General features: G+C 73.2%; 25 protein-coding genes. 14 read left to right on the top strand and 11 right to left on the bottom strand.

The annotated features are described in order from the left end of the window. The first annotated feature begins 516 nt into the window (after positions 1 to 516). Entirely contained in the window at positions 517 to 969 is a 453-nt protein-coding gene (locus tag CCN35_RS18250; RefSeq protein WP_067397338.1) for a cyclic nucleotide-binding domain-containing protein, read from the top strand. A gap of 64 nt (positions 970 to 1,033) precedes the next feature. Here CCN35_RS18250 and CCN35_RS18245 read toward each other — a convergent pair whose 3' ends face one another. Together CCN35_RS18245 and CCN35_RS18240 are read right to left on the bottom strand one after the other, a co-directional pair. After that, positions 1,034 to 2,356 carry an MFS transporter gene (locus tag CCN35_RS18245; protein WP_067397339.1) on the bottom strand — a complete coding sequence of 441 codons (1,323 nt, stop codon included), beginning with the start codon at positions 2,354 to 2,356 and terminating at the stop codon, positions 1,034 to 1,036. 47 nt (positions 2,357 to 2,403) lie between these two features. After that, positions 2,404 to 3,150, bottom strand: a complete 747-nt coding sequence (locus tag CCN35_RS18240) for a TetR/AcrR family transcriptional regulator (protein WP_086793545.1) — start codon at positions 3,148 to 3,150, stop codon at positions 2,404 to 2,406. 147 nt (positions 3,151 to 3,297) lie between these two features. Between CCN35_RS18240 and CCN35_RS18235 the strand changes: the two genes are divergently transcribed. Continuing rightward, a complete protein-coding gene (locus CCN35_RS18235; protein ID WP_067397340.1) occupies positions 3,298 to 4,515 on the top strand; it encodes a saccharopine dehydrogenase family protein in 1,218 nt (405 codons plus the stop codon). 16 nt (positions 4,516 to 4,531) lie between these two features. Here the strand turns inward: CCN35_RS18235 and CCN35_RS18230 are convergent, their stop codons facing one another. After that, positions 4,532 to 4,984, bottom strand: a complete 453-nt coding sequence (locus CCN35_RS18230; RefSeq protein ID WP_067397341.1) for a DUF6098 family protein — start codon at positions 4,982 to 4,984, stop codon at positions 4,532 to 4,534. Between the two features lie 158 nt (positions 4,985 to 5,142). Here CCN35_RS18230 and CCN35_RS18225 point away from each other — a divergent pair, with 158 nt between their 5' ends. Then, the gene (locus tag CCN35_RS18225; protein WP_067397342.1) at positions 5,143 to 5,493 is read left to right on the top strand and encodes a DUF488 domain-containing protein; all 351 of its coding nucleotides are present in this window, start codon (positions 5,143 to 5,145) and stop codon (positions 5,491 to 5,493) included. Positions 5,494 to 5,529: 36 nt separating this feature from the next. On the opposite strand, the gene CCN35_RS18220 is transcribed toward CCN35_RS18225, so the two are convergent. From CCN35_RS18220 to CCN35_RS30260, 5 genes are all read right to left on the bottom strand, one after another. Beyond that, a complete protein-coding gene (locus CCN35_RS18220) occupies positions 5,530 to 7,203 on the bottom strand; it encodes an FAD-binding dehydrogenase (protein WP_086793543.1) in 1,674 nt (557 codons plus the stop codon). Between the two features lie 31 nt (positions 7,204 to 7,234). Beyond that, positions 7,235 to 7,864 (bottom strand): TetR/AcrR family transcriptional regulator, encoded by a 630-nt coding sequence (locus CCN35_RS18215; protein ID WP_067397344.1) that lies wholly within the window; start codon positions 7,862 to 7,864, stop codon positions 7,235 to 7,237. 165 nt (positions 7,865 to 8,029) lie between these two features. Then, complete coding sequence (fmdA, locus tag CCN35_RS18210; RefSeq protein WP_067397345.1) at positions 8,030 to 9,277, bottom strand: formamidase; 1,248 nt, start codon at positions 9,275 to 9,277, stop codon at positions 8,030 to 8,032. Between the two features lie 157 nt (positions 9,278 to 9,434). Beyond that, entirely contained in the window at positions 9,435 to 10,085 is a 651-nt protein-coding gene (locus CCN35_RS18205) for an AmiS/UreI family transporter (protein WP_067397346.1), read from the bottom strand. Between the two features lie 57 nt (positions 10,086 to 10,142). Next, positions 10,143 to 10,376: a hypothetical protein gene (locus CCN35_RS30260; protein ID WP_425444305.1), complete on the bottom strand. Its 234-nt coding sequence runs from the start codon at positions 10,374 to 10,376 to the stop codon at positions 10,143 to 10,145. Between CCN35_RS30260 and CCN35_RS29580 the strand changes: the two genes are divergently transcribed. Continuing rightward, the gene (locus CCN35_RS29580; protein ID WP_236560709.1) at positions 10,285 to 10,506 is read left to right on the top strand and encodes a hypothetical protein; all 222 of its coding nucleotides are present in this window, start codon (positions 10,285 to 10,287) and stop codon (positions 10,504 to 10,506) included. The genes CCN35_RS30260 and CCN35_RS29580 overlap by 92 nt on opposite strands. Positions 10,507 to 10,756: 250 nt before the next feature. On the opposite strand, the gene CCN35_RS18195 is transcribed toward CCN35_RS29580, so the two are convergent. Further along, positions 10,757 to 11,185 carry a hypothetical protein gene (locus CCN35_RS18195; protein WP_201450889.1) on the bottom strand — a complete coding sequence of 143 codons (429 nt, stop codon included), beginning with the start codon at positions 11,183 to 11,185 and terminating at the stop codon, positions 10,757 to 10,759. A gap of 331 nt (positions 11,186 to 11,516) precedes the next feature. Here CCN35_RS18195 and CCN35_RS18190 point away from each other — a divergent pair, with 331 nt between their 5' ends. Together CCN35_RS18190 and CCN35_RS18185 are read left to right on the top strand one after the other, a co-directional pair. Then, positions 11,517 to 12,287 carry an MBL fold metallo-hydrolase gene (locus tag CCN35_RS18190; RefSeq protein WP_086793539.1) on the top strand — a complete coding sequence of 257 codons (771 nt, stop codon included), beginning with the start codon at positions 11,517 to 11,519 and terminating at the stop codon, positions 12,285 to 12,287. A gap of 291 nt (positions 12,288 to 12,578) precedes the next feature. Beyond that, positions 12,579 to 12,830, top strand: a complete 252-nt coding sequence (locus CCN35_RS18185; protein WP_067397348.1) for a hypothetical protein — start codon at positions 12,579 to 12,581, stop codon at positions 12,828 to 12,830. A 31-nt stretch (positions 12,831 to 12,861) separates the two neighbouring features. On the opposite strand, the gene CCN35_RS18180 is transcribed toward CCN35_RS18185, so the two are convergent. Beyond that, complete coding sequence (locus CCN35_RS18180; RefSeq protein ID WP_067397349.1) at positions 12,862 to 13,086, bottom strand: hypothetical protein; 225 nt, start codon at positions 13,084 to 13,086, stop codon at positions 12,862 to 12,864. Between the two features lie 188 nt (positions 13,087 to 13,274). Further along, a complete protein-coding gene (locus CCN35_RS18175; protein WP_067397350.1) occupies positions 13,275 to 14,177 on the bottom strand; it encodes a universal stress protein in 903 nt (300 codons plus the stop codon). 201 nt (positions 14,178 to 14,378) lie between these two features. Here CCN35_RS18175 and CCN35_RS18170 point away from each other — a divergent pair, with 201 nt between their 5' ends. From CCN35_RS18170 to CCN35_RS18135, 8 genes are all read left to right on the top strand, one after another. Beyond that, positions 14,379 to 16,055, top strand: coding sequence for an NAD(P)/FAD-dependent oxidoreductase (locus tag CCN35_RS18170; protein WP_067397351.1), 1,677 nt, complete (start codon positions 14,379 to 14,381; stop codon positions 16,053 to 16,055). After that, a complete protein-coding gene (locus tag CCN35_RS18165) occupies positions 16,052 to 17,578 on the top strand; it encodes an ATP-binding protein (RefSeq protein ID WP_079129862.1) in 1,527 nt (508 codons plus the stop codon). The genes CCN35_RS18170 and CCN35_RS18165 overlap by 4 nt, the downstream gene beginning before the upstream one ends. Next, positions 17,575 to 17,925, top strand: coding sequence for a UBP-type zinc finger domain-containing protein (locus CCN35_RS18160; RefSeq protein ID WP_086793538.1), 351 nt, complete (start codon positions 17,575 to 17,577; stop codon positions 17,923 to 17,925). The genes CCN35_RS18165 and CCN35_RS18160 overlap by 4 nt, the downstream gene beginning before the upstream one ends. Before the next feature lie 249 nt (positions 17,926 to 18,174). Continuing rightward, on the top strand, positions 18,175 to 19,404 hold the full coding sequence (locus CCN35_RS18155; protein WP_067397353.1) for a serine hydrolase domain-containing protein: 1,230 nt from the start codon (positions 18,175 to 18,177) through the stop codon (positions 19,402 to 19,404). A gap of 91 nt (positions 19,405 to 19,495) precedes the next feature. Next, positions 19,496 to 19,687, top strand: a complete 192-nt coding sequence (locus tag CCN35_RS18150; RefSeq protein ID WP_067397354.1) for an AIM24 family protein — start codon at positions 19,496 to 19,498, stop codon at positions 19,685 to 19,687. A gap of 263 nt (positions 19,688 to 19,950) precedes the next feature. Beyond that, positions 19,951 to 21,042: a tetratricopeptide repeat protein gene (locus CCN35_RS18145; protein ID WP_067397355.1), complete on the top strand. Its 1,092-nt coding sequence runs from the start codon at positions 19,951 to 19,953 to the stop codon at positions 21,040 to 21,042. Beyond that, complete coding sequence (locus tag CCN35_RS18140; protein WP_067397356.1) at positions 21,039 to 22,076, top strand: polyprenyl synthetase family protein; 1,038 nt, start codon at positions 21,039 to 21,041, stop codon at positions 22,074 to 22,076. The genes CCN35_RS18145 and CCN35_RS18140 overlap by 4 nt, the downstream gene beginning before the upstream one ends. A 237-nt stretch (positions 22,077 to 22,313) precedes the next feature. Then, a complete protein-coding gene (locus CCN35_RS18135; protein ID WP_086793536.1) occupies positions 22,314 to 23,273 on the top strand; it encodes a threonine/serine dehydratase family protein in 960 nt (319 codons plus the stop codon). The last annotated feature ends 225 nt before the right edge of the window (positions 23,274 to 23,498 follow it).

Genomic DNA, 23,498 nt, shown 5'->3' with positions numbered 1-23,498 from the left:
GCCGGCCCGGGCACGGCCGCGGGCGGCTCCGGTGATCAACGGAGTGAATCCGATCACGTGAGCGGGCCCCGATTACGTGATGGGAAGGAGAACCGTTTAAAGTTCACTCATACGCGGCGACGGGGTCGACCGGTGGAGTCCCCCGTACGCGTCGCATGCGGCCCTGGCTGGTTTCCCCCGTCCAGCCAGGGCTTTTCATCTCCCCCGGTTTTCCGTCCGCCGGATGCCGACTCATTCCGCTCCTTCCGGGTACTGACACAGCTCATGATGCGCACCGTGTGCTCCCGGCCCGGAGTGCTCGCCGTGGACGCGCGGCCCGCCTGTCGCCGGCGGCGTCGCACACGCTCATGGACCGGCCCGGGAGATGCCCGCCCGCCCGTCGCACCGGCGCGGGCCGCCCGGACAGCCCTCGCCGCGGCGGGCGGACGACGTCTTCCGCCGCCGGGGTGCCCGCGGCCGCTGAAATGGGCATGAGGCACATGCGCGGAACCCATCGCCGGCGAGGAGTCCCGGGCCATGACCAAAGCGATAAAACTGCTGACCGCCCTCCCCCAGAAGCAACGGGATCGCCTGATGGAGCTCGCGCGGGAGGTCTCCTTCCCCGAGGACACCAGGATCTTCGAGGCGGGTGGCACCGCCGACCGCTTCTGGGTCATCCGCTCCGGCGCCGTGTACCTGTACCAGCAGGTGACGCCCCTGCGCCGGGTGAAGGTGGCGAGTCTGGGCGCGGGCGACCTGCTCGGCTGGTCCTGGCTGTTCCCGCCGTACCAGTGGGACTTCACCGCGGAGGCGTTCAGCCCGGTGCGCGCCTACGAGTTCGACGGCCCGGCGGTGCTCGCCCTGTGCGTGGAGGACCCCCTGCTCGGCCTGTCCCTGGTGCGGAGCGTCGCCGAGGTCCTCGCCCACCGGCTGGAGATGACCCGGCGCCAGCTGCTGGAGCAGTACGAGCTGGCCCGGCGCTCCCGTTAGGGCCCGCCCCCGTCCCCCGCCGGGGCTCCGCGCCCGGGGGGGAGAACGCCGGACGGGCCCCGGCTCAGACGCGGTAGCGGCGCAGCGCCGGTACGGCCGCCGCCAGGCCCAGCATCAGGACGACGACCAGCAGACCACCGCCGACGACGGCCGCGCGCGGGCCGAAGGCCGAGCCGGCCGTGCCGTGCAGCACGTCGGCCAGACGCGGGCCGCCCGCGACGACGACCGTGAAGACGCCCTGCATCCGGCCGCGCATGTCGTCGGTGGCGGCGGACAGCAGAATGGCGCCGCGGAAGACCATGGAGACCATGTCGGCGACACCGGCGGCCGCGAGGAAGGCCACCGCGACCCACAGGCTGGTGCTCAGCCCGAACCCGGCGACGGCCGCTCCCCAGGCGGTGACCGCGCCGATCACCATCCAGCCGTGCCGGCGTGCCCGGGAGAAGGTGCCGGAGAACAGCCCGCCGATCACCGCGCCGATGGGGATGGCCGCGAACAGCAGGCCGAGCGCCAGGCCCTCGCCCCAGGAGGCGTACGTCTCGGCGGCGAGCTGCGGGAACAGGGCGCGGGGCATGCCGCAGACCATGGCGATGACGTCGGCGAGGAAGGACAGCAGCAGCACCTTGTGCCCGGAGATGTAGCGGAACCCGGCGGCTATCTCCCGCACTCCCGCGCGGCGCCTGGCCGAGTCCGTCAACGGGGGCAGCGGCGGCAGGCGCAGCACCGCCCACACGGCGACGCACAGGGCCACCGCGTCGATGAGGTACAGCTCGGACAGCCCGATGACCGGGATGAGCGCGCCGGCCAGCAGCGGTCCGGCGACCAGACCGGTCTGCATGACGGTCGAGCCGAGGGCGTTGGCGGCGGGCAGTTCCCCGGCGGGGACCAGCCGGGCGATGGAGGCGTTGCGGGCCGGGGAGTTCAGTCCGAAGAAGGCCTGCTGCACGGCGAGCAGCACCATCAGCACCACGACGGAGTCGAGCCGGGCGACGGCCTGCAGCCAGAACAGCAGCGAGGTGACGGCGATGCCGCTGTTGGTGATCAGCAGCAGCGTGCGGCGGTCCATGGTGTCGGCGACCGCGCCGCCCCACAGTGCGAACACCACCATCGGCAGCAGACCGGCGAGGCTGGCGTAGCCGACCCAGGCGGAGGAGCCTGTGATGTCGTAGATCTGCTTGGGCACGGCGACGGCGGTGAGCTGGCTGCCGACCGCGGTGACGATGGTCGAGCCCCACAGCCGGCGGAAGGCGGGGCGCCGCAGCGGGCGGGTGTCCATGGCCCAGCGGCGCCAGCCGGATCTCCGCGGCTCGTGCGCGTCGGTGTCCTCAGCGGACGTCGGGGTACTGGCGGTGCTCTCGCTGGTGCCGGTGCTCTCGCTGGTGTCCACGGGTTTCCTGGTTGGTCGATACATCCGTCGGTGAGGGGTTCACTATCTCAGCACCGGCCGTGCTCGGGCTCCCCGGTCCCGGATCCGCCCGCGCGCAGGCGCTCCAGCTGGGCCTGCGCGCTGTCCAGCAGCATCTCCAGCGCGGTCGGGTAGGCGCTGGTGACCATGCGGGTGACGAGCAGGGGCGCCGCCTCGGCGATGCGCGGATGGGTGGCGGCGGGCAGGCGGGCGTAGGTGGAGCGCCACATCTCCTCGTCGGAGCGCAGGGCGGCGCTCGGCAGGGCCAGGGAGGCGGCGTCCAGGGCGGCGAAGGCCAGGGTCTGGTCGATGAAGGCGTGGTAGATCCGCACGGTGTCCGGCAGCGGGAAGCCGGCCCTGCGCAGCACGTCCAGGACGGCCTCGTCGGCGGCCAGCTCGTTGGCCCGGCCGGTCACGCGGTTGGCGGTCACCAGCGCGGCCTGCGGGTGGGCGACGTAGGCGGAGTGGATGCGCAGGCCCATCCCGCGCAGGTCGGCCCGCCAGTCGCCGGTGGGGCGCCAGCCGTGCAGGGCCTGCCCGATGAGGGCGTCGCCGATGGCCAGGACGAGGTCGTCCATGCCGCGGAAGTAGCGGTACAGGGTGCTCGGGTCGCAGTCGAGCGCCCGGCCGAGCCGGCGGGCGGTGAGCCCCGTGCTGCCGTGCTCCCGCAGCAGGCGCATCGCGGTCTCGACGATCAGACGCTCGGACAGCACGGTGCCGCTCCGGGTGGGACGGCGGCGGCGCCGCTTCTCCTCGGGAACCACCGGCTTGGGCATGGGCCCTCCTCGCTCTTATGCCAACACGGTTGACCTTATCGGGACGGCGCGCCTGTAATCGAGGCCGGAGGCCTCCTCTTCCGTCCCCTTTCGTCCTTCATCAGCCCTTTTTTCTTCTCCGACCGAGCCCGGAAGGGAGTTCTCGTCATGCGTGTACTGCTCGTGGGAGCCGGTGGTGTGGGCACCGCGATCACCCGGATCGCGGCCCGCCGCCCGTTCTTCGAGGCGATGGTCGTCGCCGACTACGACCCGGAGCGCGCCAAGTCCGCCGTGGCGGCGGTCGGCGACGACCACCGGTTCGTCGCCGAGCACGTCGACGCGGGCGACGAGGCGGCGGTGGCCGGCCTGCTCGCCCGGCACCGCTGCGACATGCTGCTGAACGCGACCGACCCGCGTTTCGTCATGCCCCTGTTCCGGGCGGCCCGCGCGGCCGGCACCGGCTACCTGGACATGGCGATGTCCCTGTCCCGGCCGCATCCCGAGCGGCCGTACGAGGAGTGCGGGGTCAAGCTCGGCGACGAGCAGTTCGCACTGGCCGGGGAGTGGGAGAAGGCGGGTGCGCTGGCGCTCGTCGGCATGGGGGTGGAGCCCGGTCTGTCGGACGTCTTCGCGCGGTACGCGGCCGACGAGCTCTTCGACGAGATCGAGGAGATCGGCGTCCGCGACGGCGCCGATCTGACCGTGGAGGGCTACGGCTTCGCTCCGTCCTTCAGCATCTGGACCACCATCGAGGAGTGCCTGAACCCGCCGGTGGTGTACGAGGCCGGACGGGGCTGGTTCACCACCGAGCCGTTCAGCGAACCGGAGGTGTTCGACTTCCCGGAGGGCATCGGCGAGATCGAGTGCGTGAACGTGGAGCACGAGGAGGTGCTGCTCGTGCCGCGCTGGATCGACGCACGGCGTGTGACCTTCAAGTACGGGCTGGGCCGGGAGTTCATCGACACCCTCAGGACGCTGCACCGGCTGGGCCTGGACCGCACCGCACCGGTCACCGTGCCGGGCCCGGACGGGCCGGTCGCCGTCTCGCCGCGGGACGTCGTCGCCGCCTGTCTGCCCGACCCGGCGACGCTGGGCGAGCGGATGCACGGCAGGACCTGCGCGGGCACCTGGGTGCGCGGCACCCGGGGCGGTGCGCCGCGCGAGGTGTACCTGTACCACGTGGTCGACAACCAGTGGTCCATGGCCGAGTACGGCTGCCAGGCCGTGGTGTGGCAGACGGCGGTCAACCCCGTGGTCGCCCTGGAGCTGGTGGCCGCCGGCGTGTGGACCGGGGCGGGAGTGCTCGGCCCGGAGGCCTTCCCGGCCCGTCCCTTCCTGGACCTGCTGACGGAGTACGGCTCCCCCTGGGGGATGCGCGAGCAGTGAGGGCGCGGCCGTCCGGTCAGACCGCGAAGCGGCGCAGCGGTCCCCACCTCGCCTCCTGCCGCCCCACCTCGGTCCGTGCCTCCTCGATGACCTCCGGGCCGATCCAGCACAGCGGTTCCGCGTCGGCCACCAGCGGCTCGTTGTCGGGTCCCCGGCCGCGCTCGTGGCCCTTGAGGACCCAGGGGCGCACATCGGGGCCCTTCTCACGGGGCAGATGCGCGTAGTCGTACAGCCGGCGTGCCACCCACAGGTGCAGGGACCGGTTCTGCCACCACTCCTCCACGTCGAGGGGATTGGCCGACAGGCCCGGCATCGCCACGCCCGTGAGCTCGTCGGTGCTGGAGGCCGCGCCGAGATCCGTCGCGGGGCCACGCGACCAGCGGACGTACAGTCCCCGGTGCCGCTCGACGAGAGCGGCCAGCTCGGCCAGTGCGTGCACGACCCGCAGCTCGTCGTCCGGTGCGCTCATGCTCGTGGTCTTCCGTGGTCTTCCTCTTCCCCAGGCGCTCGGGGTACCCCGGGAGACGTCCGAAGCCACCTGCCCGGGGGCATGTGTTCCGCTCCGGGGGCGGCGGTGGGTTCTAGGCTCCCGTCAGGGAGTACCACCGCCTCGAGAAAGGCCCGACCGTGAGCGTCCGTGTGCGTCGTGTCTACGATCCGCCCGAGCCCGGCGACGGTGTGCGCGTCCTGGTGGACCGGCTGTGGCCGCGGGGCGTCTCCAGGCAGGAGGCGCGGATCGACGAGTGGCCGAGGGCGATGACGCCGTCGACCGGGCTGCGCCGGTGGTACCACAGCGGCGAGGGGTCCTACGAGGAGTTCCGGCGCCGTTACGAGGCCGAGCTCGCCGAGCCGGAGGCCGCCGAGCTGCTCGAGCACTTCCGGAAGCTGTCCCGCCAGGGTCCGGTGACCCTGGTGACCGCGTCCAGAGCGCCGCAAGGAGGGCATGCCGCGGTGCTGGCCGGCCTGCTGGAAAAGTGAGCCCGTCTCCCGCCCCGGGGAGACGGGCCGTCCCGGTCAGGCGGTCTGCCGTGCCGCGTGCCGGCCCGCCGCGCGCCCGGAGAACAGGCAGCCGCCGAGGAAGGTGCCCTCCAGGGCGTTGTAGCCGTGCACGCCTCCGCCGCCGAACCCGGCGACCTCGCCGGCCGCGTACAGGCCGTCGATCACCTGCCCGTCGGCGCCGAGTGCGCGCGAGTCGAGGTCGGTCTGGATGCCGCCGAGGGTCTTGCGGGTCAGGATGTGCAGCTTGACGCCGATCAGGGGGCCGGCCGCCGGGTCCAGGATGCGGTGCGGGGCGGCGACCCGGCCGAGGCGGTCGCCCAGGTAGCGGCGGGCGTTGCGGATGCCCTGGATCTGCGCGTCCTTGCCGTAGGGGTTGGCCAGCTGCAGGTCGCGGGCCTCTATCTGGCGTCTGACCTCGGCCGCGTCCAGAAGCGGCCGGTCGGTCAGGGCGTTCATCTTCTCGACGAGCCGCTCGAGGGTGTCGGCGATCACGAAGTCCGCGCCGTGCCGCAGGAAGTCCCGCACGGGTCCGGGCGCTCCCTTGCCGAACAGCCGGTCGCGCAGCACCGCCCTGCGGTCCTTGGCGGTGATGTCGGGGTTCTGCTCGGAGCCCGACAGGGCGAACTCCTTCTCGACGATCTTCCGGGTCAGCACGAACCAGGAGTGGTCGTGCTCGACGAGGTCGTCGGTGGTCCGCAGGTACCGGAGGGTGCTCAGCGTGTCGTAGCCGGGCAGGCAGGGGTCGGGCAGCCGGCGGCCGAGCGCGTCGAGCCAGACCGAGGACGGGCCGGCCAGGATGCGGATGCCGTGGCCGGGCCAGATGGGGTTCCAGTTCCGCACGCCCTCGGTGTAGTGCCACATGCGGTCGCGGTTGACCAGGCGGACGCCCGCCTTCGCGCTGATGTCGAGCATCCGGCCGTCGACGTAGGCCGGGACGCCGGTGACCATCGTCGCGGGGGGCGTGCCGAGCCTCGCGGGCCAGTGGCGGCGGACGGCGTCCTGGTTGGCGCCGATGCCGCCGGTGGCGACGATCACGGCCTGGGCGGTGAGTTCGAAGGTGCCGGTCTCCTCCCGGTTGGAGGCGACTCCGCGCGGCGTGTCGTCGGGGGCCAGGAGCGTGCCGCGCACCCCGCGTGCCGCGCCGTTCTCGATGACGAGTTCGTCCACCCGGTGCCGGTGGTGGAAGGTGAGCAGCCCGTCGCGGGCGGCCTGCTCGGCGTAGCGGACGAAGGGCTCCACGACGCCCGTGCCGGTGCCCCAGGCGATGTGGAAGCGCGGTACGGAGTTGCCGTGGCCGTCGGCGCGCAGATCGCCGCGCTCGGCCCAGCCGACCGTGGGCAGCAGGGTGATGCCGTGGCTCTGGAGCCAGGACCGCTTCTCCCCCGCCGCGAACTCCACATAGGCACGGGCCCAGCGCACCGCCCAGGAGTCCTCGTCCTCCAGCCGGTCGAACCGGGCGCTGCCCCGCCAGTCGTTCCAGGCCAGGTCGAAGGAGTCCTTGATGCCCAGTCTGCGCTGCTCCGGGGAGTCGACCAGGAACAGTCCGCCGAAGGACCAGTACGCCTGTCCGCCGAGATCGGCGGGTCCCTCCTGGTCGACGAGGGCGACCCGGCGGCCCCGGCTGGTCAGCTCGTGTGCCGCGACCAGGCCGGCGAGGCCGGCTCCGACGACGATGACGTCCGCGTCCATGGCGACCGTTCCCTTCTCGGTTTCCTCGTGATCACGGTGCGGTGGTGCCGCCGCCGTCGGTGAGCAGCGCGGTGAGCAGCTGCCTCAGCCAGGCACGGGCGCCCTCGACGTCCTTGTCCAGCAGCAGCTGGGTGGTGACTCCGTCGTAGGCGGCGACGACCGCGCGGGCGGCGCCGTCGGGGCCGCCGAGGGCGGCGGGCAGGGCGGTGCGGTCGCAGGCGCGGGCGAGCCGGCCGGCGATGGCGCCGCGCAGCCGCGCCCGGTGCTCCAGCAGGGTCTGCGCCACGTCCGGGCGGCGGGCGGCGTGCACCAGGAAGTCCGTCTTGACCAGGAGCCAGTCCAGGTCGAGCAGCAGCACCTCGGTGACCCGGTCGACGGCGGCGGGCACGTCGAGGCCGGGGCCGTCCGGGGCGAGCGCTCCGGCCACCTGGTCGGCGATCGGTTCGGCCCGCTGCCGGTACAGGGCGAAGAACAGCTCGTCCAGGGTGGCGAAGTTGGAGTAGAAGGCGCCCCTGCTGCAGCCGGCCGCCTCGCAGACCTCCTCGATCGTCACCCGCCCGAATCCCTTGGCGGCGAAGACCGTGAACGCGGCGTCGAGCAGCCTGGCCCGCGTGCGCAGCCGGCGGCTGGTGACACGCGGCTGTGCGCCCTCGACCGCCATGCCGGACCTCCGTTCGACACGCGAATGTATCCGATGCACCGGTGCATCGAAAGGCCGGCGACAGCGGCGGTCGCGGCCCTGCGGAGGCCGTCGTTCCAGGGGCCTGTCGTCGAGCCGCCGCCCGCCGGGCGGTCCCCGGCGGGCGGCGGTTCGACGGCAGGTTCGTCAGGAGGTCACCGCGCACTGCCCGCGGTCCACGGCCTTCGGCCCCTCCGCGGTGGGACGGACGTCGAAGTCGAAGATGCCGGTCGGCAGGTACAGGGAGCAGCAGGCGTTGGGGATGTCGACGATCCCGCTGATGCGTCCCTCGATGGGTGCCGCGCCGAGCAGCAGGTAGGCCTGCTCCCCGGTGTAGCCGAACCTCTTCAGGTACTCGACGGCGTTGAGGCAGGCGCGGCGGTAGGCGACCGTCGCGTCCAGGTAGTAGTTGGTCTCGGTGTCGTGGTCCACGGAGATCCCGATGAAGGAGATGAACTCCGAGTACCGCGGCTCGACGTTGCCCGGCATGAAGACGGGGTTGGTGGTGATGGCGTACTTCTCCATGCCGCCCTTGATCAGGTCGACGTGGAAGTCGATGTAGCCGCCCATCTCGATGGCGCCGCAGAAGGTGATCTCCCCGTCGCCCTGGCTGAAGTGCAGGTCGCCGCCCGACAGCTTGGCGTCCTTGACGTAGACGGGGTAGAAGACACGTGCTCCGCGGGTGAAGTTCTTGATGTCGTGGTTGCCTCCGTTCTCCCGTGCGGGAACGGTGCGCGCGCCTTCCCGGGCGATGCGCTCGGCGTCCGAGCCGGTCGCCTGGCCCGCGAGGGCCTGCTCGGGGTCGGGCACGAGGCCCAGGGGCGGGACCCGGTCGGGATCGGTGTCGACCAGTGCCTGCTCACGCCTGTTCCACCGCTCCAGCATCTCCATGGACGGAGCGGTCCCGAAGAGGCCGGGGTGCGTGATGCCGGTGAAGCGGACACCGGGAAGGTGCCGGGAGGTCGCCACCTGTCCGTGGAAGTCCCAGACCGCCTTGTAGGCGTCCGGGAAGTAGTCCGTCAGGAAGCCTCCTCCGTTGGCCTTGGCGAAGACGCCGGTGTATCCCCAGCCCTGCCCCGGCGCGTCGCCCGTCTCCTGCGGCACCGGTCCCAGGTCGAGAATGTCCACGACGAGCAGGTCGCCCGGCTCGGCGCCCTCGACGCCTATCGGTCCGCTGAGCATGTGGCAGCGCATCAGGTCGACGTCGCGGATGTCGTTCGCGGAGTCGTTGTTGCCGATCTGCGCATCGGTCCAGTCGCGGCACTCGATGCGGAACTCGTCCCCCGGGCGGACCATGGCGGCAATGGGGATGTCCGGGTGCCACCTGTTGTGTCCCGGCACCTCCTGGTCGCGCATCGGCCGGGACTGATCGATGCTGAATACGGTCTTGGGCATGTCAGCTCCTTGTGTGCTGCGGTCGGCGGGACGCGGCGTCCTCGACCCGGGTGCTTCTCATGACGCCTGTGTCGTCTCGGCAACCACCTCCCGACCGCGTTCCGGGGCGAAGGGGCCGGACGGCCGCCGGCCGGACGGACCGGCGGCCGGCGGGCCGTCAGCCGGTGCGGCCTGCCGCGTAGCCCGCGCCGTACTCCTCCGCACGCCTGCGGGGCCCCTTCGGCCGGAACGTGAACCACAGTCCCCCGAAGGCCAGCACGGCGAACGCGCCCAGGGCGATCGCCGTCGCCTGGGCGTTGTCCGGGACCCAGTAACCGCTCAGCAGCAGGAACGCCGGAATGACGCCGGTCACCCAGCCCTGGATCGCCGTCACCCAGCCGGTGTAGGTCGTCAGCGACTCGCGCTTCAGCCCCAGCAGGAGGAAGAAGAGGAACCACAGGAACGACCAGTAGAGCCAGATCACTCCGAACGGCTGGTCACCGATCAGCCGGAAGCTGGTGAACGAATACCCCAGGGCGACGATGGACACGAACAGCGAGTAATACCCCACTCCTGTCGTGTCCAGCCCCATGAGCAGCCCGATTCCGACATACAAATAGGTGAAACCGAAGAGGAACAGGCCCGAGGCCAGCAGAATGAGCCTGGGATTCTGGTTCGCGCTGATGATGAGATAGGTGGGTGTCACCACCTGGAGCGCACCCACGAAAAGATTGAATATGGCGGCCGAACGGGCATCCACCTTTCCCAGCAGCATCAGCCCGTTGAGAAACAGCACCGCGCCCACGAAGAGAAGCCCGACATTGGCCAAGGGGACACACCTCCCCGGAGGGACTCGTCTGCTCGCCGGCAGAGCGGCTTCCGTCCCTCAGGGGCGGGGAAGCCGGGCGATCGCCGGATGGACTGCCTCGGGCGCAGTCGTCCTGGGAGGTACCTGTGTGACCACCTCGGGCGCTTCTCGGGACTTCTCCTCCTGCTCACGCAGGGCCGCGAGGACGGGCGACGTGGACATGAGCGTCAAGGAGGAGTACGTGCGCCGTGCCGTTGCCGAGCACTGCGGGCAGCTGGTGCGTGCCGGCGCCGTGCCGATCGGCAGCTTCACTTCGAACGCTCCGCAGCGACTGCACGAATACTCGTACGTAGCCATAGGACATCTCCGCCCCGGCGCGTCTTCGGCCCGCGCTGATGCGCGGCTGAAACAAGCCGATGGGAGTCGGGAACTCCACGCCTGATTCCAGGCAACCCCCGGGGGAGCGCCCTGTCAAGGCGAGCCGGGAGGGCGCCCCGGTGCCGTGCGGCGCCGCACGGGAAAAAGGCCTCGCAGAGCCGGATCGGCCATGCGTGGTGACCGCGGATTCACTCGCCGTCACACCCGCCGGGAACCCCGTCCGAAAACCTCACGACCGCATTCCGGAAAGGAATGGACACAAGCGGTGCGCGGTTTTTGCGCACGGGCCGTGCGCGCCGCGTCCGCCGCGGACCTCAGGGGGCGCCGGCTATCGCGCACGCACGGCACGGGGGCCGGCCGCAGGTGCACTGCAGGATGCCGTCCAGCACGCCCTGGTCGTGGTAGAGGCACTTGTCCTGGCAGGTGTGACGGGGGACGAAACCCGCCTGGAGCTCGTCCGGCCAGGGCTCCTCGCCCTCCCGGCAGCGCACGAACCGCTCGGGGTCCTCCGCGTGCAGCCGCTGCATGCGTTCCTGGGCCTCGCCCTCCAGATCACGCGCTGCCGCGACGACGTCCTTGAGCCGGTCCGCGAGACCGGAGAACCGGGCGTCGCCCGTCCGCACATGGGCGGCGTTCAGCGCCATGACGGCATTGCCCAGAAACCGCCGGGCGTCCTGAAGGTCGGTGACGTGGTGCAACTGGATGCCGGTCACGCCTCGGACCCACACAGCGTCTTCGCTCACTTGTCCACCTTCCGGGCTCGAGCTGCCCCTCGACGGCACGGCGCCGGAGAGCACCGCGTCTTCCTCATGCGCCCCGAAATGACTGTCCGGACGGCGGCTGTCCCTCGGGGCACCGCTCGACCGGCCGCTGCGCCGCGGAAACCGGCTGTGAGGATCACATGCTTCCAAAGAGGTTAAAACTTGCATTAACGAGCAATCCAGCCTCACCCCAGTGAAGTCACTCACAAGCAACACGGCCCGGCCCCGGCACTGCACCGCCTCGCCCCGCCGGGGACCGTGGCGGGAGCGCACCCGCGGATCCCCGCCGTCGCCCGCGGGCGGGGGAAGACTGATGCGCATGAACATTCAGCACATCGCCGACGGCACCTATCTGGTGCACGGCACCAGCACCAACTGGGTGATCCTGACCGAGGGCGACGCGGCCGCACTGATCGACACCGGCTATCCGGGCGACCGGCAGCGGTTGCTCGACTCCCTGGCCGCGGTGGGCAGTTCGCCCGAGGCCGTGACGGCCGTACTGATCACCCACGCCCACAACGACCACCTCGGCTCGGCCGAGTACCTGCGCGCCGTCCACGGCACCCCGGTGTATCTGCACGAGGCCGAAGTCCCGCACGCCCGGCGGGAGTTCCTGCACCAGGTCGGCGTCCGGGAGGTGCTGCGCAACAGCTGGCGGCCGGGCGTGCTGCCCTGGGCGGTGCGCGCGCTCCGCGTCGGCGGCACCGCGCACATCCCGGTCGCCGCGCCCCGGCCGTTCCCGGCCAAGGGCCCGCTGGACCTGCCCGGACGGCCCGTGCCCGTGCACACGCCCGGCCACACTCGGGGCCACACCGTCTTCCATCTCCCGGACGCCGGCGTGGTGATCTCCGGCGACGCCCTGGTCAGCGGCCACCCCACCTCGCGCATCCGGGGCCCGCAGCTGCTGCCCGACATGTTCCACCACGAACGCGCCCAGGCGCTGGCCTCGCTGGCCGTGCTCGAGCGGCTGGACGCGGACGTCGTGCTGCCCGGGCACGGCCCCGCGCACCGCGGGCCGGTGCGTCAGGCCGTGCGGCGGGCCCGGGAACACGCGAGCCGGGGTGCGCGCAGAAGATCCTCATGAATCCCCGGGGCTCCCGCCCCGGCCCCGCGGACCTGAACCGCCGCCCCGGGAGCGCACCGCGCGGCAGCCGGCCGGTGCGCCGCGGTGACAGCTCTCGGGCCCGCTTCCGGGGCGTCGTCGTTTCCGGCCGTGCCCGCCCGGGACTCCTGATCCCGCCGGCGCCCCGTGCGGCACCTGCCGCCCCCACCGCCCCGAGGGCCTCACGGGCCGCGGCCGGTTCGCGTCCTTGCCGCCCCCGGGTGCCGCCCGCCACCTTCGAACCACGACCAGCACCGCACGAGGGGGGATCAGGTGGCCGCACCGTCCGCACCCGCACCCAAGCCGTACTCCCTCTGGACCGGCCGTCTCTTTCTCTGGTGGGCGCGCGTCCTTCAACGCACGGTCGCCGGCCGGGACCGCCACAGAGCCCATGTCGCCCGCCGCAACGCCGCCATGCGCGCCGCCCACGCCCGCGGCATCGACCGCGACACCATCACCCGCGAGATCGGACTGAGCGGAGGGCAGGTCCGCAAGGCGCTCCGCGGACAGCCGACCGACGAGTGACCGCCGTCCGCGGGCGCGGCGCGCGCACGCTCTACGCCGCGGCCCCGCGGCCGGCCTCGCCCGGATCCCCCCACGGCGGGGTCGGCCCGTCGTCCTCCTCCGTCCGGCGCTCCGGCACCAGCTCGTCCAGCTCCCAGCGCTCCCGGCAGTCCGCGCACCGGTACACCGGGACCCCCGGCTCGGGCGCTCCCGACCGGCCGTACGGGCAGCGTCCGTCCCCGGGGCCCGCGCACTCCAGTTCCCCCCTGCGCCCCATACGCCGACCGTGCCCGAGCCCCACGACGACCGGGAGAGGGCCCGCGGGGGCGCACGGACGCTCACGGTCGGCACGGCGCCCCACCCGCAGCACGTGCCCCGTCCGACCGGACGCGGCGCACGACAGCACACCGCACAAGCCGGCACGGACGTGCACGGGCACCGTGCGGCCCGCGGCGCCGCGGCGGCTCAGGTCTGCGGGACGACGGCCACCGGGCAGCCGGCGTGGTGCAGCATCGCGTACGCGACGGAGCCGATCCGCGCGCCCACCGCCGTACGGTGGGCGCGCCGGCCCACGACCATCAGCTGGGGCCGGTCGGCCGCCGTCAGCAGCACCTCGCCGGCGCTGCCCATCTCCACGTGCTCGACGACCGGGACGTCCGGGAAGCGCTCCCGCCACGGCTGGAGCGCCGCGGCCAGTGCCTTGCGCTCGTACGGCTCCAGCCCGCCGGCCTCGTCGAGCAGCCTGAGCGATCCGGGGCTGTAGGCGAACACCGGCGGCAGCGTCCAGGCCCGTACCGCGCGGACGGTGGCACCGCGGGCGGCGGCGGTCTCGAACGCGAATCGCAGGGCGGCGGCGCTGTCCTCCGGGGCGCCGTGCTGGCCGACGACGATCTCCCGGCCCGCGGCCTCGGCCGGGGGGCCTCCCTGCTCGGGCAGCCCGGAGGAGGGGTCGTCCTCGGCGCGCACCAGGACGACGGGCCGTACGGCCCGGGTGATCACCTGCTGTCCGACGGAGCCGAGCAGGAACCCGACGAGGGCGCCCCGGCCGCGTGAGCCGAGCACCAGCATCTCCGACTCCGCCGCGGCGGCGAGCAGCGCGTCCACGGCGCCGTCCTCCACGACGTCGGCGGTCACCGTCAGGCCCGGGTGGCGCTCGGCGACCGTCCGGGCGGCCTCGGCGAGGCTGTCGCGCACCTCCTGCCGCCGGGTCTCCCGGTCGCCCACGTCGAACGCGTCGCGTGTCTCGAGGTGCCAGGCGCGCACCAGGCGCAGCGGCAGCCCGCGGCGCTCGGCCTCCCGTGCCGCCCACGCCAGTGCGGCGAGGCTCTCCTCCGATCCGTCCACCCCTGCCGTGACCGGCCTCGTCATCCCGTCTGCCTCCTGTGCGGTGAGCCGTCCTCGGTCCAGTCTCCCCCACCGGGTGATCACGGAGGGCGGCCGGGCGGGCAGCCCGCCGCCGCACCCCCGGGCACATCAGGACGAACACCCATACGATGGGGCGAAAGCCGGCACGGTGACGGCGCAGGCGCACCGGGCCGCCGATCCGACCACCACGCGGGGTGGCAGCACATGACCCAAGCCGCGGAGCCGACGCGGACCGTCATCATGACCGTGGACGACGACCCGGGGGTCTCCCGTGCCGTCGCCCGGGACCTCAGGCGGCGCTACGGCGCCTCGTACCGGATCGTACGCGCGGAGTCCGGCGAGTCCGCGCTGGACGCGCTGCGGGAGCTGAAGCTGCGCGGCGACCCGGTCGCCGTCGTCCTGGCCGACTACCGCATGCCGCGGATGAACGGCATCGAGTTCCTCGAGCAGGCCCTGGACGTGTACCCGGACGCGCGGCGGGTGCTGCTGACCGCGTACGCGGACACCAATGCGGCGATCGACGCGATCAACGTCGTCGATCTGGACCACTATCTCCTCAAGCCCTGGGACCCGCCCGAGGAGAAGCTCTACCCGGTCCTGGACGATCTGCTGCAGGCCTGGCGGTGCAGCGACCACCGGTCGGTGCCCACCACGAAGGTGGTCGGGCACCGCTGGTCCGCGCGCTCGTCCTGGACACGGGAGTTCCTCGCCCGCAACCAGGTGCCCTACCGCTGGTACTCCTGCGACGAGCCGGAGGGCAGGCGGCTGCTGGCCGCCGCCGGGCAGGACGGGCAGCGGCTGCCGCTGGTGGTCACCCCGGACGGCACGCCCCTGCTGGAGCCGGAGGCGCCCGAGCTCGCGGCCCATGTGGGGCTGGCGACGACGCCGACGGCCGACTTCTACGACCTCGTGGTGGTCGGCGGCGGCCCGGCCGGGCTCGGTGCGGCCGTGTACGGGGCCTCGGAGGGGCTGCGGACGGTGCTCGTGGAGCGCTCGGCGACCGGCGGGCAGGCCGGGCAGAGCTCCCGGATCGAGAACTATCTGGGCTTCCCGGACGGTGTCTCCGGCGACCAGCTGACCGGCCGGGCCCGCCGGCAGGCGGCGAAGTTCGGCGCCGAGATCCTCACCGCGCGTGAGGTGACGGGCCTGGACGTCAGCGGCGCGGCGCGGATCGTGCGGTTCTCGGACGGTTCGGCGGTCGCCGCGCACAGCGTGATCCTGGCGACCGGCGTGTCCTACCGGCAGCTGCCCGCGGCCGGCGCGCGGGACCTGACCGGACGCGGGGTGTTCTACGGCTCGGCGCTCACCGAGGCGCCCTCCTGCCAGGGGCAGGACATCTACATCGTGGGCGGCGCCAACTCGGCGGGGCAGGCGGCGATGTACCTGGCCCGGGGCGCCAAGTCGGTGACCCTGCTGGTGCGCGGCCCGTCGCTGGCGGCGTCGATGTCGTCCTACCTGATCCAGCAGGTCGAGGAGGCGCCCAACATCGCGGTGCGCACCCGGACCGTGGTGGAGGCCGTGCACGGCCTCGACCACCTGGAGCGGCTGACCCTGCGCGACACGGCGAGCGGGCTGAGCGAGGTCGTCGACACCCAGTGGATGTTCGTGTTCATCGGCGCCGCCCCGCTGACCGACTGGCTGGACGGCACGGTGCTGCGGGACGAGCACGGATTCATCCTGGCCGGCCCCGATCTCACGCCCGACGGACGGCCGCCCGCCGGCTGGGAGCTGGACCGGCCGCCGTACCACCTGGAGACCAATGTGCCCGGCGTGTTCGTCGCGGGCGACGCACGCGCGGAGTCCGCCAAGCGGGTCGCGTCCGCCGTAGGAGAGGGAGCCATGGCCGTGATGCTCGTCCACCGGTACCTGGAGCAGTCGTGAACGGCCGGCCGCTGCCGTGCAGCCCGGAGGAGATCGGCTCGCTGTTCCTGTTCGAGAAGCTGTCGGACGCACAGCTGGAGCGGCTGTGCCGCGAGGGGAGGGTGGAGCGGTTCGACCCCGGCCCCGTCTACGCCGAGGGCGAGCCGGCCACCTGTTTCTATGTGCTGCTCCAGGGCACGGTGGTGCTCTCCCGCCGGGTCGGCGGCGACGACGTGGAGGTCGTGCGGTCCTCGCAGCCCGGGGCGTACGCGGGCGCCATGCAGGCGTATCTCGGGGACCGGATGCCCCAGGTCTACAACAACTCGATGCGCGTCACCGAACCGACGCGGTTCTTCGTGCTGTCCGCCGGGACCTTCTCGGACGTCGTGCACGAGTGGTTCCCCATGGCGGTGCACCTGCTGGAGGGGCTGTTCTTCGGGTCGAGGAACGCCCAGGCGACCGTCGGGCAGCGCGAGCGGCTGCTGGCGCTGGGCTCGCTGTCCGCCGGGCTCACCCATGAGCTCAACAACCCCGCGGCGGCGGCCGTCCGGGCCACCGCGACGCTGCGGGAACGGGTGGCCAAGATGCGGCGCAAGCTTGCCCTCATCGCCGAAGGCCCCTTCTCCCGCGACCAGTTGGCAAGCCTCGTCGACATCCAGCAGCGCACCGCCGAGCGGGTCGCCAAGGCCCCGGTGCTCACCCCGCTGGAGGCGTCCGACCGCGAGGACGCCCTCGCCGACTGGCTCGAGGACCACGGCGTCGGGCAGGGCTGGCAGCTCGCGCCGACCTTTGTGCAGGCCGGGCTCGACGTGGACTGGCTGGAGCAGGTCGCGGCGGTCGTCGGGGAGGAGATCCTGCCGGGAGCCGTGGGCTGGCTCACCTACACGGTGGAGACCGAGCTGCTCATGGACGAGATCGCGGACTCCACCACACGTGTGTCCCGTCTGGTGGACGCCGCCAAGCAGTACTCCCAGCTGGACCGCGCCCCCTACCAGGTCGCCGACGTCCACGAACTCCTCGACAGCACGCTGCTGATGCTCTCGGGCAAGACCGGGCCCAGGATCAGGGTCGTCAAGGAGTACGACCGGACGCTGCCGCGCATCCCCGCCTATCCGGCCGAGCTGAACCAGGTGTGGACCAACCTGATCGACAACGCGGTCGGCGCGATGGAGGAAGCGGACGGCGACGGCACCCTGACCGTGCGCACCGCCCTCGACGGCGACCGGCTCCTGGTCGAGTTCCGCGACACCGGCCCCGGCGTCCCGCCGGAGATCCGCGACCGCATCTTCGAACCGTTCTTCACCACCAAGCCGGTCGGCCGGGGCACCGGTCTCGGGCTGGACATCTCCCGGCGGATCGTCGTCAACAAGCATCACGGCAGCCTCGAGGTGGAGTCGGTGCCGGGCGACACCCGCTTCCGGGTGCTGCTGCCCCTGACCGCCGCCGGCCCCGACGACACCGCGCACACCGCACTCGCCCCCGCCGCGCCCGGCGGCCCGCCGCTCGCGTCCGAGAACCGTACGACCTCCCGGGAGAGGACATGACCAGCGACACCGGAATCGATCCCCGCGTCCCGCCCAGCGGCACCGGCTGCGTCGAGTGCGAGGCCACCGGCGGCTGGTGGTTCCATCTGCGGCGGTGCGCGCAGTGCGGCCACATCGGCTGCTGCGACGACTCCCCCGGCCGGCACGCCACCGCCCACCACCGGGCCACCGGCCACCCGGTGATCCGCAGTTACGAGCCCGGTGAGGCCTGGTTCTTCAACTACGCCACGAACGAGCTGTACACGACCGGCCCCGACCTCGCGCCGCCGGTGAGCCACCCGCTGGACCAGCCGGCACCCGGCCCGGCGGGCCGTGTCCCGGCGAACTGGGCGGACATGCTGCACTGAACCGCCCTGCCCGTCCTCGATCCGGGGTACCGGCGGCGGTGCCGCCCCGTGCCCCGGATCCGTTTTGGCTTGTCATGCATACGACATCACTGTCCGGGGTGTTCCTCCCCTCCCCCTCAGCGGTGATCGGCGAGCGGCCGACTGTGTGTCGCCGCGGGAGATCCGACGCGGCGGGAGATGCTTGCTCCGCCCGAATGCGGCCGGCCCGCCCACGGGCCACCGCGCGGACGGAGACGGGAGAGGGAACGCATGGCCTCATGGGTGGGGTGCCGGAGCGCGGTGCTCGGTTCGCTGGCGCTGGTCCTGCTGGCGGGACCGGCGCACGCGGCGGACGGACGGCCGGGCACCGGGACCCCCGCCGCCGTCCTTCCCGCACCGGACCCGGAGGCGCTCGGCGGACGGCTGCGCACGGCACTCGCCCAGGGCGCGCCGGGCGCGATGGCACGGATCGACGACCGCCGCCCCGACCACCACACCACGGTCCACCAGGTCGCGGCGGGGGTCGCCGACCGCGGGACGAAGGAGGCGATGAGCACCACGGGCCGGTTCCGTGTCGGCAGCGTCACCAAGACCTTCTCCGCGGTCGTGCTGCTGCAGCTGGCGGCCGAGGGCCGGGTGCGGCTCGACACCCCGGTCAACCACTATCTGCCGGGGCTGCTGCCGGACGACCGGATCACGGTGCGGCACCTGCTCAACCACAGCAGCGGCCTGTACGACTACACCCACGAGATGTTCGCCCGGACGGTGCCCGGCTTCGAGGCCGTCCGCACCAAGGTGTTCACCTACCGGCAGCTGCTCGACCTGTCGCTGCGGCACCCGCTCACCCAGACGCCCGGCGCCGGCCACGCCTACTCCAACACCAACTTCGTGGTGGTCGGCCTGCTCGTCGAGCATCTGACGGGCCGTCCGGTGCGGGCCGAGTACGAGGACCGGATCATCCGGCCGCTGAAGCTGAACGACACCTTCTACGTCCACCCCGACACCGGGATCCCCGGCCGGCACGTGCGCGGCTACCTCACCCCGGACGAGGCGGGGGCCCCGCTGGTGGACGCCACCGAGCAGACGGTGTCCTGGGCGCAGAGCGCGGGCGCGCTCATCTCCAGCGCCCGCGATCTGAACACCTTCCTCTCGGCACTGCTGGGCGGACGGCTGCTGCCCGCCGCCCAGCTGGCGCAGATGCGGCAGTGGATCCCGGCGGGCACCGGCCAGGCGTACGGGCTCGGGCTGCGCCGCCGCGACCTGTCGTGCGGGGTGTCGGTGTACGGGCACACGGGTGCCGTGCAGGGCTACTACGCCTACGCGTTCACCAGCGAGGACGGCGGGCGCAGCCTCACCGCGCTCGCCAACGCCTCCAACAACGGCGGGGTTCACCAGACCATGCTGCGCACGCTGGAGCCGGCGTTCTGCGGCAAGCAGGCCAAGGCGTCCGATGCCGCCGTGCTCCCGGACCGGGCCGAGGACGCCGAACCGGCCCGGTGATTCCGGCGGCACCGGTGCCCTCGGGCCGGGATGCCCGCATGGGGGGTGATCTTTTCTCCGGTGAGCACATGGTGCTTTCTCCGGTGAGCACATGGTGCGTCCCTCGACCGCGCCGGGCATGCCGGCCGAGAACGCCAAGTGCCTGAAGTGCACGGCGGACGGCGGGATGCCCGCCCGTCGGGGCTCGGTGGTGGCCTTCCGCGGCGCTCCGCGGTTCGAACGCCGGGGCCAGGGTCCGGACGGCATGCTCAAGCGTGCGCTCACCGGGAGGGGCTGCCGCTGATGGCGGTGCAGCCGATGCCGCGGGGCGAGGGACACGTCGTCCGGCCGAGCGAGGCAAGGCCGCACAACCCCCAGCAGTATTGAGGGAGTTGAGCCCCGAAAGGTGATCCGCGTCGCACAGGCAACCCCCGCCGTGCGTGCTCACGTCTTGATCGATGACAGTTGATCGACGACAGCCGACCGCCCCCGTCCCTGTGCGGGCCGGGGGCGGCTCCCGACTCACTATACACGCCATTTATACACATGGTTTATAGAAAGGCGCGCATGTACGGCAAGGCATTCGCCCCGGAGTATCAGGGCGCCCTGACCTCCCTGTCCGTGAACTCCTCGCTGACCGAGGTCCTGGCGGCCGGCAAGGAGCAGCTGGCCGCCGCAGAACGCGCCGGCCGGCCGGGCGAGGCGGCCCGCTCCGGGCTGGCGGTCGCGGAGGCGTACCGGCGGCTCGGCCGGGTCCGGGAGGCGGACCTGGCCTGGAAGGCCAGCTACCGGGCGGCCCGGGAGGCCGGGGACACGGCCGCGATGGCCTGGGCCCTGTGGAGCGGCGGCACGCTGGCCCGGCAGCGCGGGGCGTTCGCACTGGCCCGGCGGCTGCTCGCCCTCGCGGCGGAGCTCGGCGAGCGCGGCGGGGACGTCGTCGTACGCGGCTACTCGCTGGCCGGGCTCGCGGAGACCGGCCGCATCCAGGGCGACTACGAGGCCGTCGGCCGGCTGCACGAGCAGCTGCTCGCCGAGGCGCGGCGGCGCGGCGAGGCACGGCACACGGTGTGGGCGCTGGAGGGCATCGCGCAGATGCACCGCAACACCGGGTCGTACGACACCGCGTACGCGATGTTCGAGGAGGCGGCCGGGATAGCCGCGCGCGCCGACGACCGGCGCGGCCACGCCTGGGCGCTGCGGGGGCTCGCCGATGTGGTGTCCGTCCGCGACGGCGACACCGAGCGGGCGCTCGCGCTGCTCGGCGAGGCGGAGGAGACCTGCCGTGCGATGAACCTGGCCTCCGCGCTGGCGTACAACCACAAGATGCGCGGCAACGTCCTCTACCGCGCGGGGCGTTACGCCGAGGCGCGCGAGTGGTACCAGCGGGCTCTGGAGGAGTTCCGTGCCATCGCCGAACCGCGCGGCGAGGCGCTGTCCCGCCTGGGTCTGGCCAAGTCCCTGGCCCGTCTGGGCCGCGACCGCGCGGAGACGGCGGCCGAACTGGCCGATCTGGCCCGCACGACGGCCCGGATCGGTCTGCGGCACGCGGAGGAGATGGTGCGCCGGGCGCAGGAGGAGTTCGGCCTTGCACGGACCCGCCGGGCCCCGGCGGTACGGAAGACCCGTCAGGTCCCGCCGGTCCAGGAGGTCGCGCGATGACGGCGGTGTCCTCGGCGGGGCCGGCCGCGGTGAGCGTGCCCGGCGTCCTGGAGCGCTGCCGGGAGCTGGTGCGGCCCGCCCTGGCGGAGGCGGTCGGACGGCTGCACCCGTGGGTCGGGGAGATGGCCGGGTACGCCTTCGGGTGGTGCGAGGTCGGCGGGGCTCCGGCGGCCGCGTCGGGCGGAAAGGGCCTGCGGCAGGCGCTGGCGGTGCTCGGGGCGGAGGCGGCCGGGGCCGACGGGCGGGACGGAGCGGCCGCGGCGGTCGCCGTGGAGCTGGTGCACACCTTCTCCCTGCTGCACGACGACATCATGGACGGCGACGGGATGCGGCGCGGCAGACCCGCGGTGTGGAAGGCGTACGGCACCGGCCCGGCGGTCCTGGCCGGCGACGCCCTGTTCGCGCTGGCCGTCGAGACGCTCGCCGCCGCTCCCGGCGGCGCGGGGACCCTGCGCCGGCTGTCCGCGGCCCTGTCCGACCTGCTGCACGGGCAGGCCGACGACCTGCTGTTCGCCGCACGGCCCTGGACGGGGCCCGAGCGGGTGCGGCCGGAGGCGTACCGGACGATGGCGGAGCGGAAGACGGGCGCACTGCTGGGCTGCGCCGCCGCGCTCGGGGCCCTCCTCGGCGGGGCGCCCCCGGCGACGGCCGACGCGCTGGACCGGGCCGGGCGGCACCTCGGGGTCGCCTTCCAGATCGTGGACGACATCCTGGGGCTGTGGGGCGATCCGGCCGTGACGGGCAAGCCCGTCCACGCGGACCTGCGGGAGCGCAAGAAGACGTTCCCGGTCCTGGCCGCCCTGGACACCGCGGGCCCGGCGGCCCGGCATCTGGCCGTACGGCTGGCGTCGGACGCGGACCCCGCCGAGACCGCGGCCCTGATCGAGACGGCAGGCGGCCGCAGTGCGGCCCTGGCCGAGGCCCGCCGCCACCTCGAGGCCGCCGGGACGGCCCTGTCCGGGGTCCCCCTGCGGGCCCCGGCCGCGGCCGCACTGCACGCCCTGCCGGCCTTCGTCCTCGAGCGCATCCGCTGATCCCGTTCCCGGGGGACCGGCACGAAGCGCACGTGCCCGGCCGCGCACCGGCACCGTCCCCCGGCGTCCCGGACCGCGCCGCCGGGGCGCCGGGGGACGGACGGGACCGGACGGGAGCCGGGCAAGCGGGGGGCGTGCACGGAAACGGGCGGGAAACGTGTTGACCCGTGCCGCTCCACCGGGTGAGGGTCTACGCGGCGCGAAGCGTCGTGCGACGCGCCGGAAGGGTGAACTGTCTTGATCGGCATCTCGGAGATCGAAGCCGCGGGCGAGCGGATCGGCGGGCACATCGTGCGGACGCCCACCGTGCCGAGCCCCGGCCTGTCGGCACTGCTCGGTGTCCCCGTGACCACGAAGCTGGAGTTGTTGCAGCGGACCGGGTCCTTCAAGGCGCGGGGGGCGGCGGCGAAGCTGCTGTCGCTCGGTGAGGCGGAGCGGAACGCGGGAGTGGTCGCGGTCAGCGGCGGGAACCACGGGATCGCGCTCGCGGTGATGGCCGCCGCCCTCCAGGTGAAGGCCACCGTGGTCATGCCGCGCTCCGCGCCCGCGCGGTCCGTCGCGATCGCGGAGGAGAGCGGGGCGACGGTGCTGCTGACCGACGGCATGGACGAGGCGTTCGCCACGGCGGAAAGACTGCGGGACGAGGGTCTCACCCTGGTCCACCCCTTCGACGACCCCGTGGTGATCGCCGGGCAGGGCACCGTCGGCCTGGAGCTGGCCCAGGACGCCGGTGACCTCACCGATGTGCTCGTCAGCATCGGAGGCGGCGGGCTGATCGCGGGCGTCGCCGCGGCCCTGCGCGCGCTGCGGCCCGGTGTGCGGGTCTGGGGCGTGGAGACCGAGGGCGCCCAGGCCATGTCCGAGGCGCTGGCGGCCGGCGGTCCGGTGCCCGTGGCCCTGTCCTCGATCGTGACCACGCTCAGTGCGCCTACCGTGTCCCGGCTGACGTACGACCATGTCTCCGCCCTGGTCGAGGAGGTGCTCGTGGTGCCCGACCGCGAGGCCGTGCGCGGCTGCCTCGACCTCGCCGAGCACGCCAAGGTGTGGGCCGAGCCCGCCGCGGGCTGTCTGCTGCCGGCCGCGCGGCGCGTACGGGAGCGGGTCGGCCCGGACGTCCGGCTCGGGCTGGTGGTGTGCGGGGGCAATGCGACACCCGCCGACGTCATGGCGTGGGCGGACCGGTTCGCACTGCGCTGAATGCGCACCGCGCCGGAACGGCGCCCACCGGACCCGCCCGGAAAGCACCGGCGGACCGTCTGCGGCCGCCAGTGAATGTACCGGCGGTTACCGCAGGTCGGCGCCCGCGCATTCACCCGGAGGACCGCTCCGTGGAAAAGGTGCGGGCGCCTTGGTGGAATCATGAACGGAATTTCCGCTCCCCCCTGCGGTCCCGCCCCTTCCCTCCTTTCCTCTCCTTTCCTC

Source organism: Streptomyces thermovulgaris, from assembly GCF_002155915.1.
Classification (GTDB): domain Bacteria; phylum Actinomycetota; class Actinomycetes; order Streptomycetales; family Streptomycetaceae; genus Streptomyces; species Streptomyces thermovulgaris.
This window is presented reverse-complemented; position numbering and strand designations above follow the sequence as displayed.

Coding starts and splice junctions, on each gene's coding strand:
- CCN35_RS18250 (WP_067397338.1), top strand. CDS start 517: ATGACCAAAGCGATAAAACTGCTGACCGCCCTCCCCCAGAAGCAACGG.
- fmdA (WP_067397345.1), bottom strand. CDS start 9,277: ATGCCCAAGACCGTATTCAGCATCGATCAGTCCCGGCCGATGCGCGAC.
- CCN35_RS18240 (WP_086793545.1), bottom strand. CDS start 3,150: ATGCCCAAGCCGGTGGTTCCCGAGGAGAAGCGGCGCCGCCGCCGTCCC.
- CCN35_RS18215 (WP_067397344.1), bottom strand. CDS start 7,864: ATGGCGGTCGAGGGCGCACAGCCGCGTGTCACCAGCCGCCGGCTGCGC.
- CCN35_RS18155 (WP_067397353.1), top strand. CDS start 18,175: ATGGCCTCATGGGTGGGGTGCCGGAGCGCGGTGCTCGGTTCGCTGGCG.
- CCN35_RS18160 (WP_086793538.1), top strand. CDS start 17,575: ATGACCAGCGACACCGGAATCGATCCCCGCGTCCCGCCCAGCGGCACC.
- CCN35_RS18190 (WP_086793539.1), top strand. CDS start 11,517: ATGCGCATGAACATTCAGCACATCGCCGACGGCACCTATCTGGTGCAC.
- CCN35_RS18170 (WP_067397351.1), top strand. CDS start 14,379: ATGACCCAAGCCGCGGAGCCGACGCGGACCGTCATCATGACCGTGGAC.
- CCN35_RS18175 (WP_067397350.1), bottom strand. CDS start 14,177: ATGACGAGGCCGGTCACGGCAGGGGTGGACGGATCGGAGGAGAGCCTC.
- CCN35_RS29580 (WP_236560709.1), top strand. CDS start 10,285: ATGAGCGTCAAGGAGGAGTACGTGCGCCGTGCCGTTGCCGAGCACTGC.
- CCN35_RS18145 (WP_067397355.1), top strand. CDS start 19,951: ATGTACGGCAAGGCATTCGCCCCGGAGTATCAGGGCGCCCTGACCTCC.
- CCN35_RS18180 (WP_067397349.1), bottom strand. CDS start 13,086: ATGGGGCGCAGGGGGGAACTGGAGTGCGCGGGCCCCGGGGACGGACGC.
- CCN35_RS18230 (WP_067397341.1), bottom strand. CDS start 4,984: ATGAGCGCACCGGACGACGAGCTGCGGGTCGTGCACGCACTGGCCGAG.
- CCN35_RS18235 (WP_067397340.1), top strand. CDS start 3,298: ATGCGTGTACTGCTCGTGGGAGCCGGTGGTGTGGGCACCGCGATCACC.
- CCN35_RS18140 (WP_067397356.1), top strand. CDS start 21,039: ATGACGGCGGTGTCCTCGGCGGGGCCGGCCGCGGTGAGCGTGCCCGGC.
- CCN35_RS18150 (WP_067397354.1), top strand. CDS start 19,496: ATGGTGCGTCCCTCGACCGCGCCGGGCATGCCGGCCGAGAACGCCAAG.
- CCN35_RS18220 (WP_086793543.1), bottom strand. CDS start 7,203: ATGGACGCGGACGTCATCGTCGTCGGAGCCGGCCTCGCCGGCCTGGTC.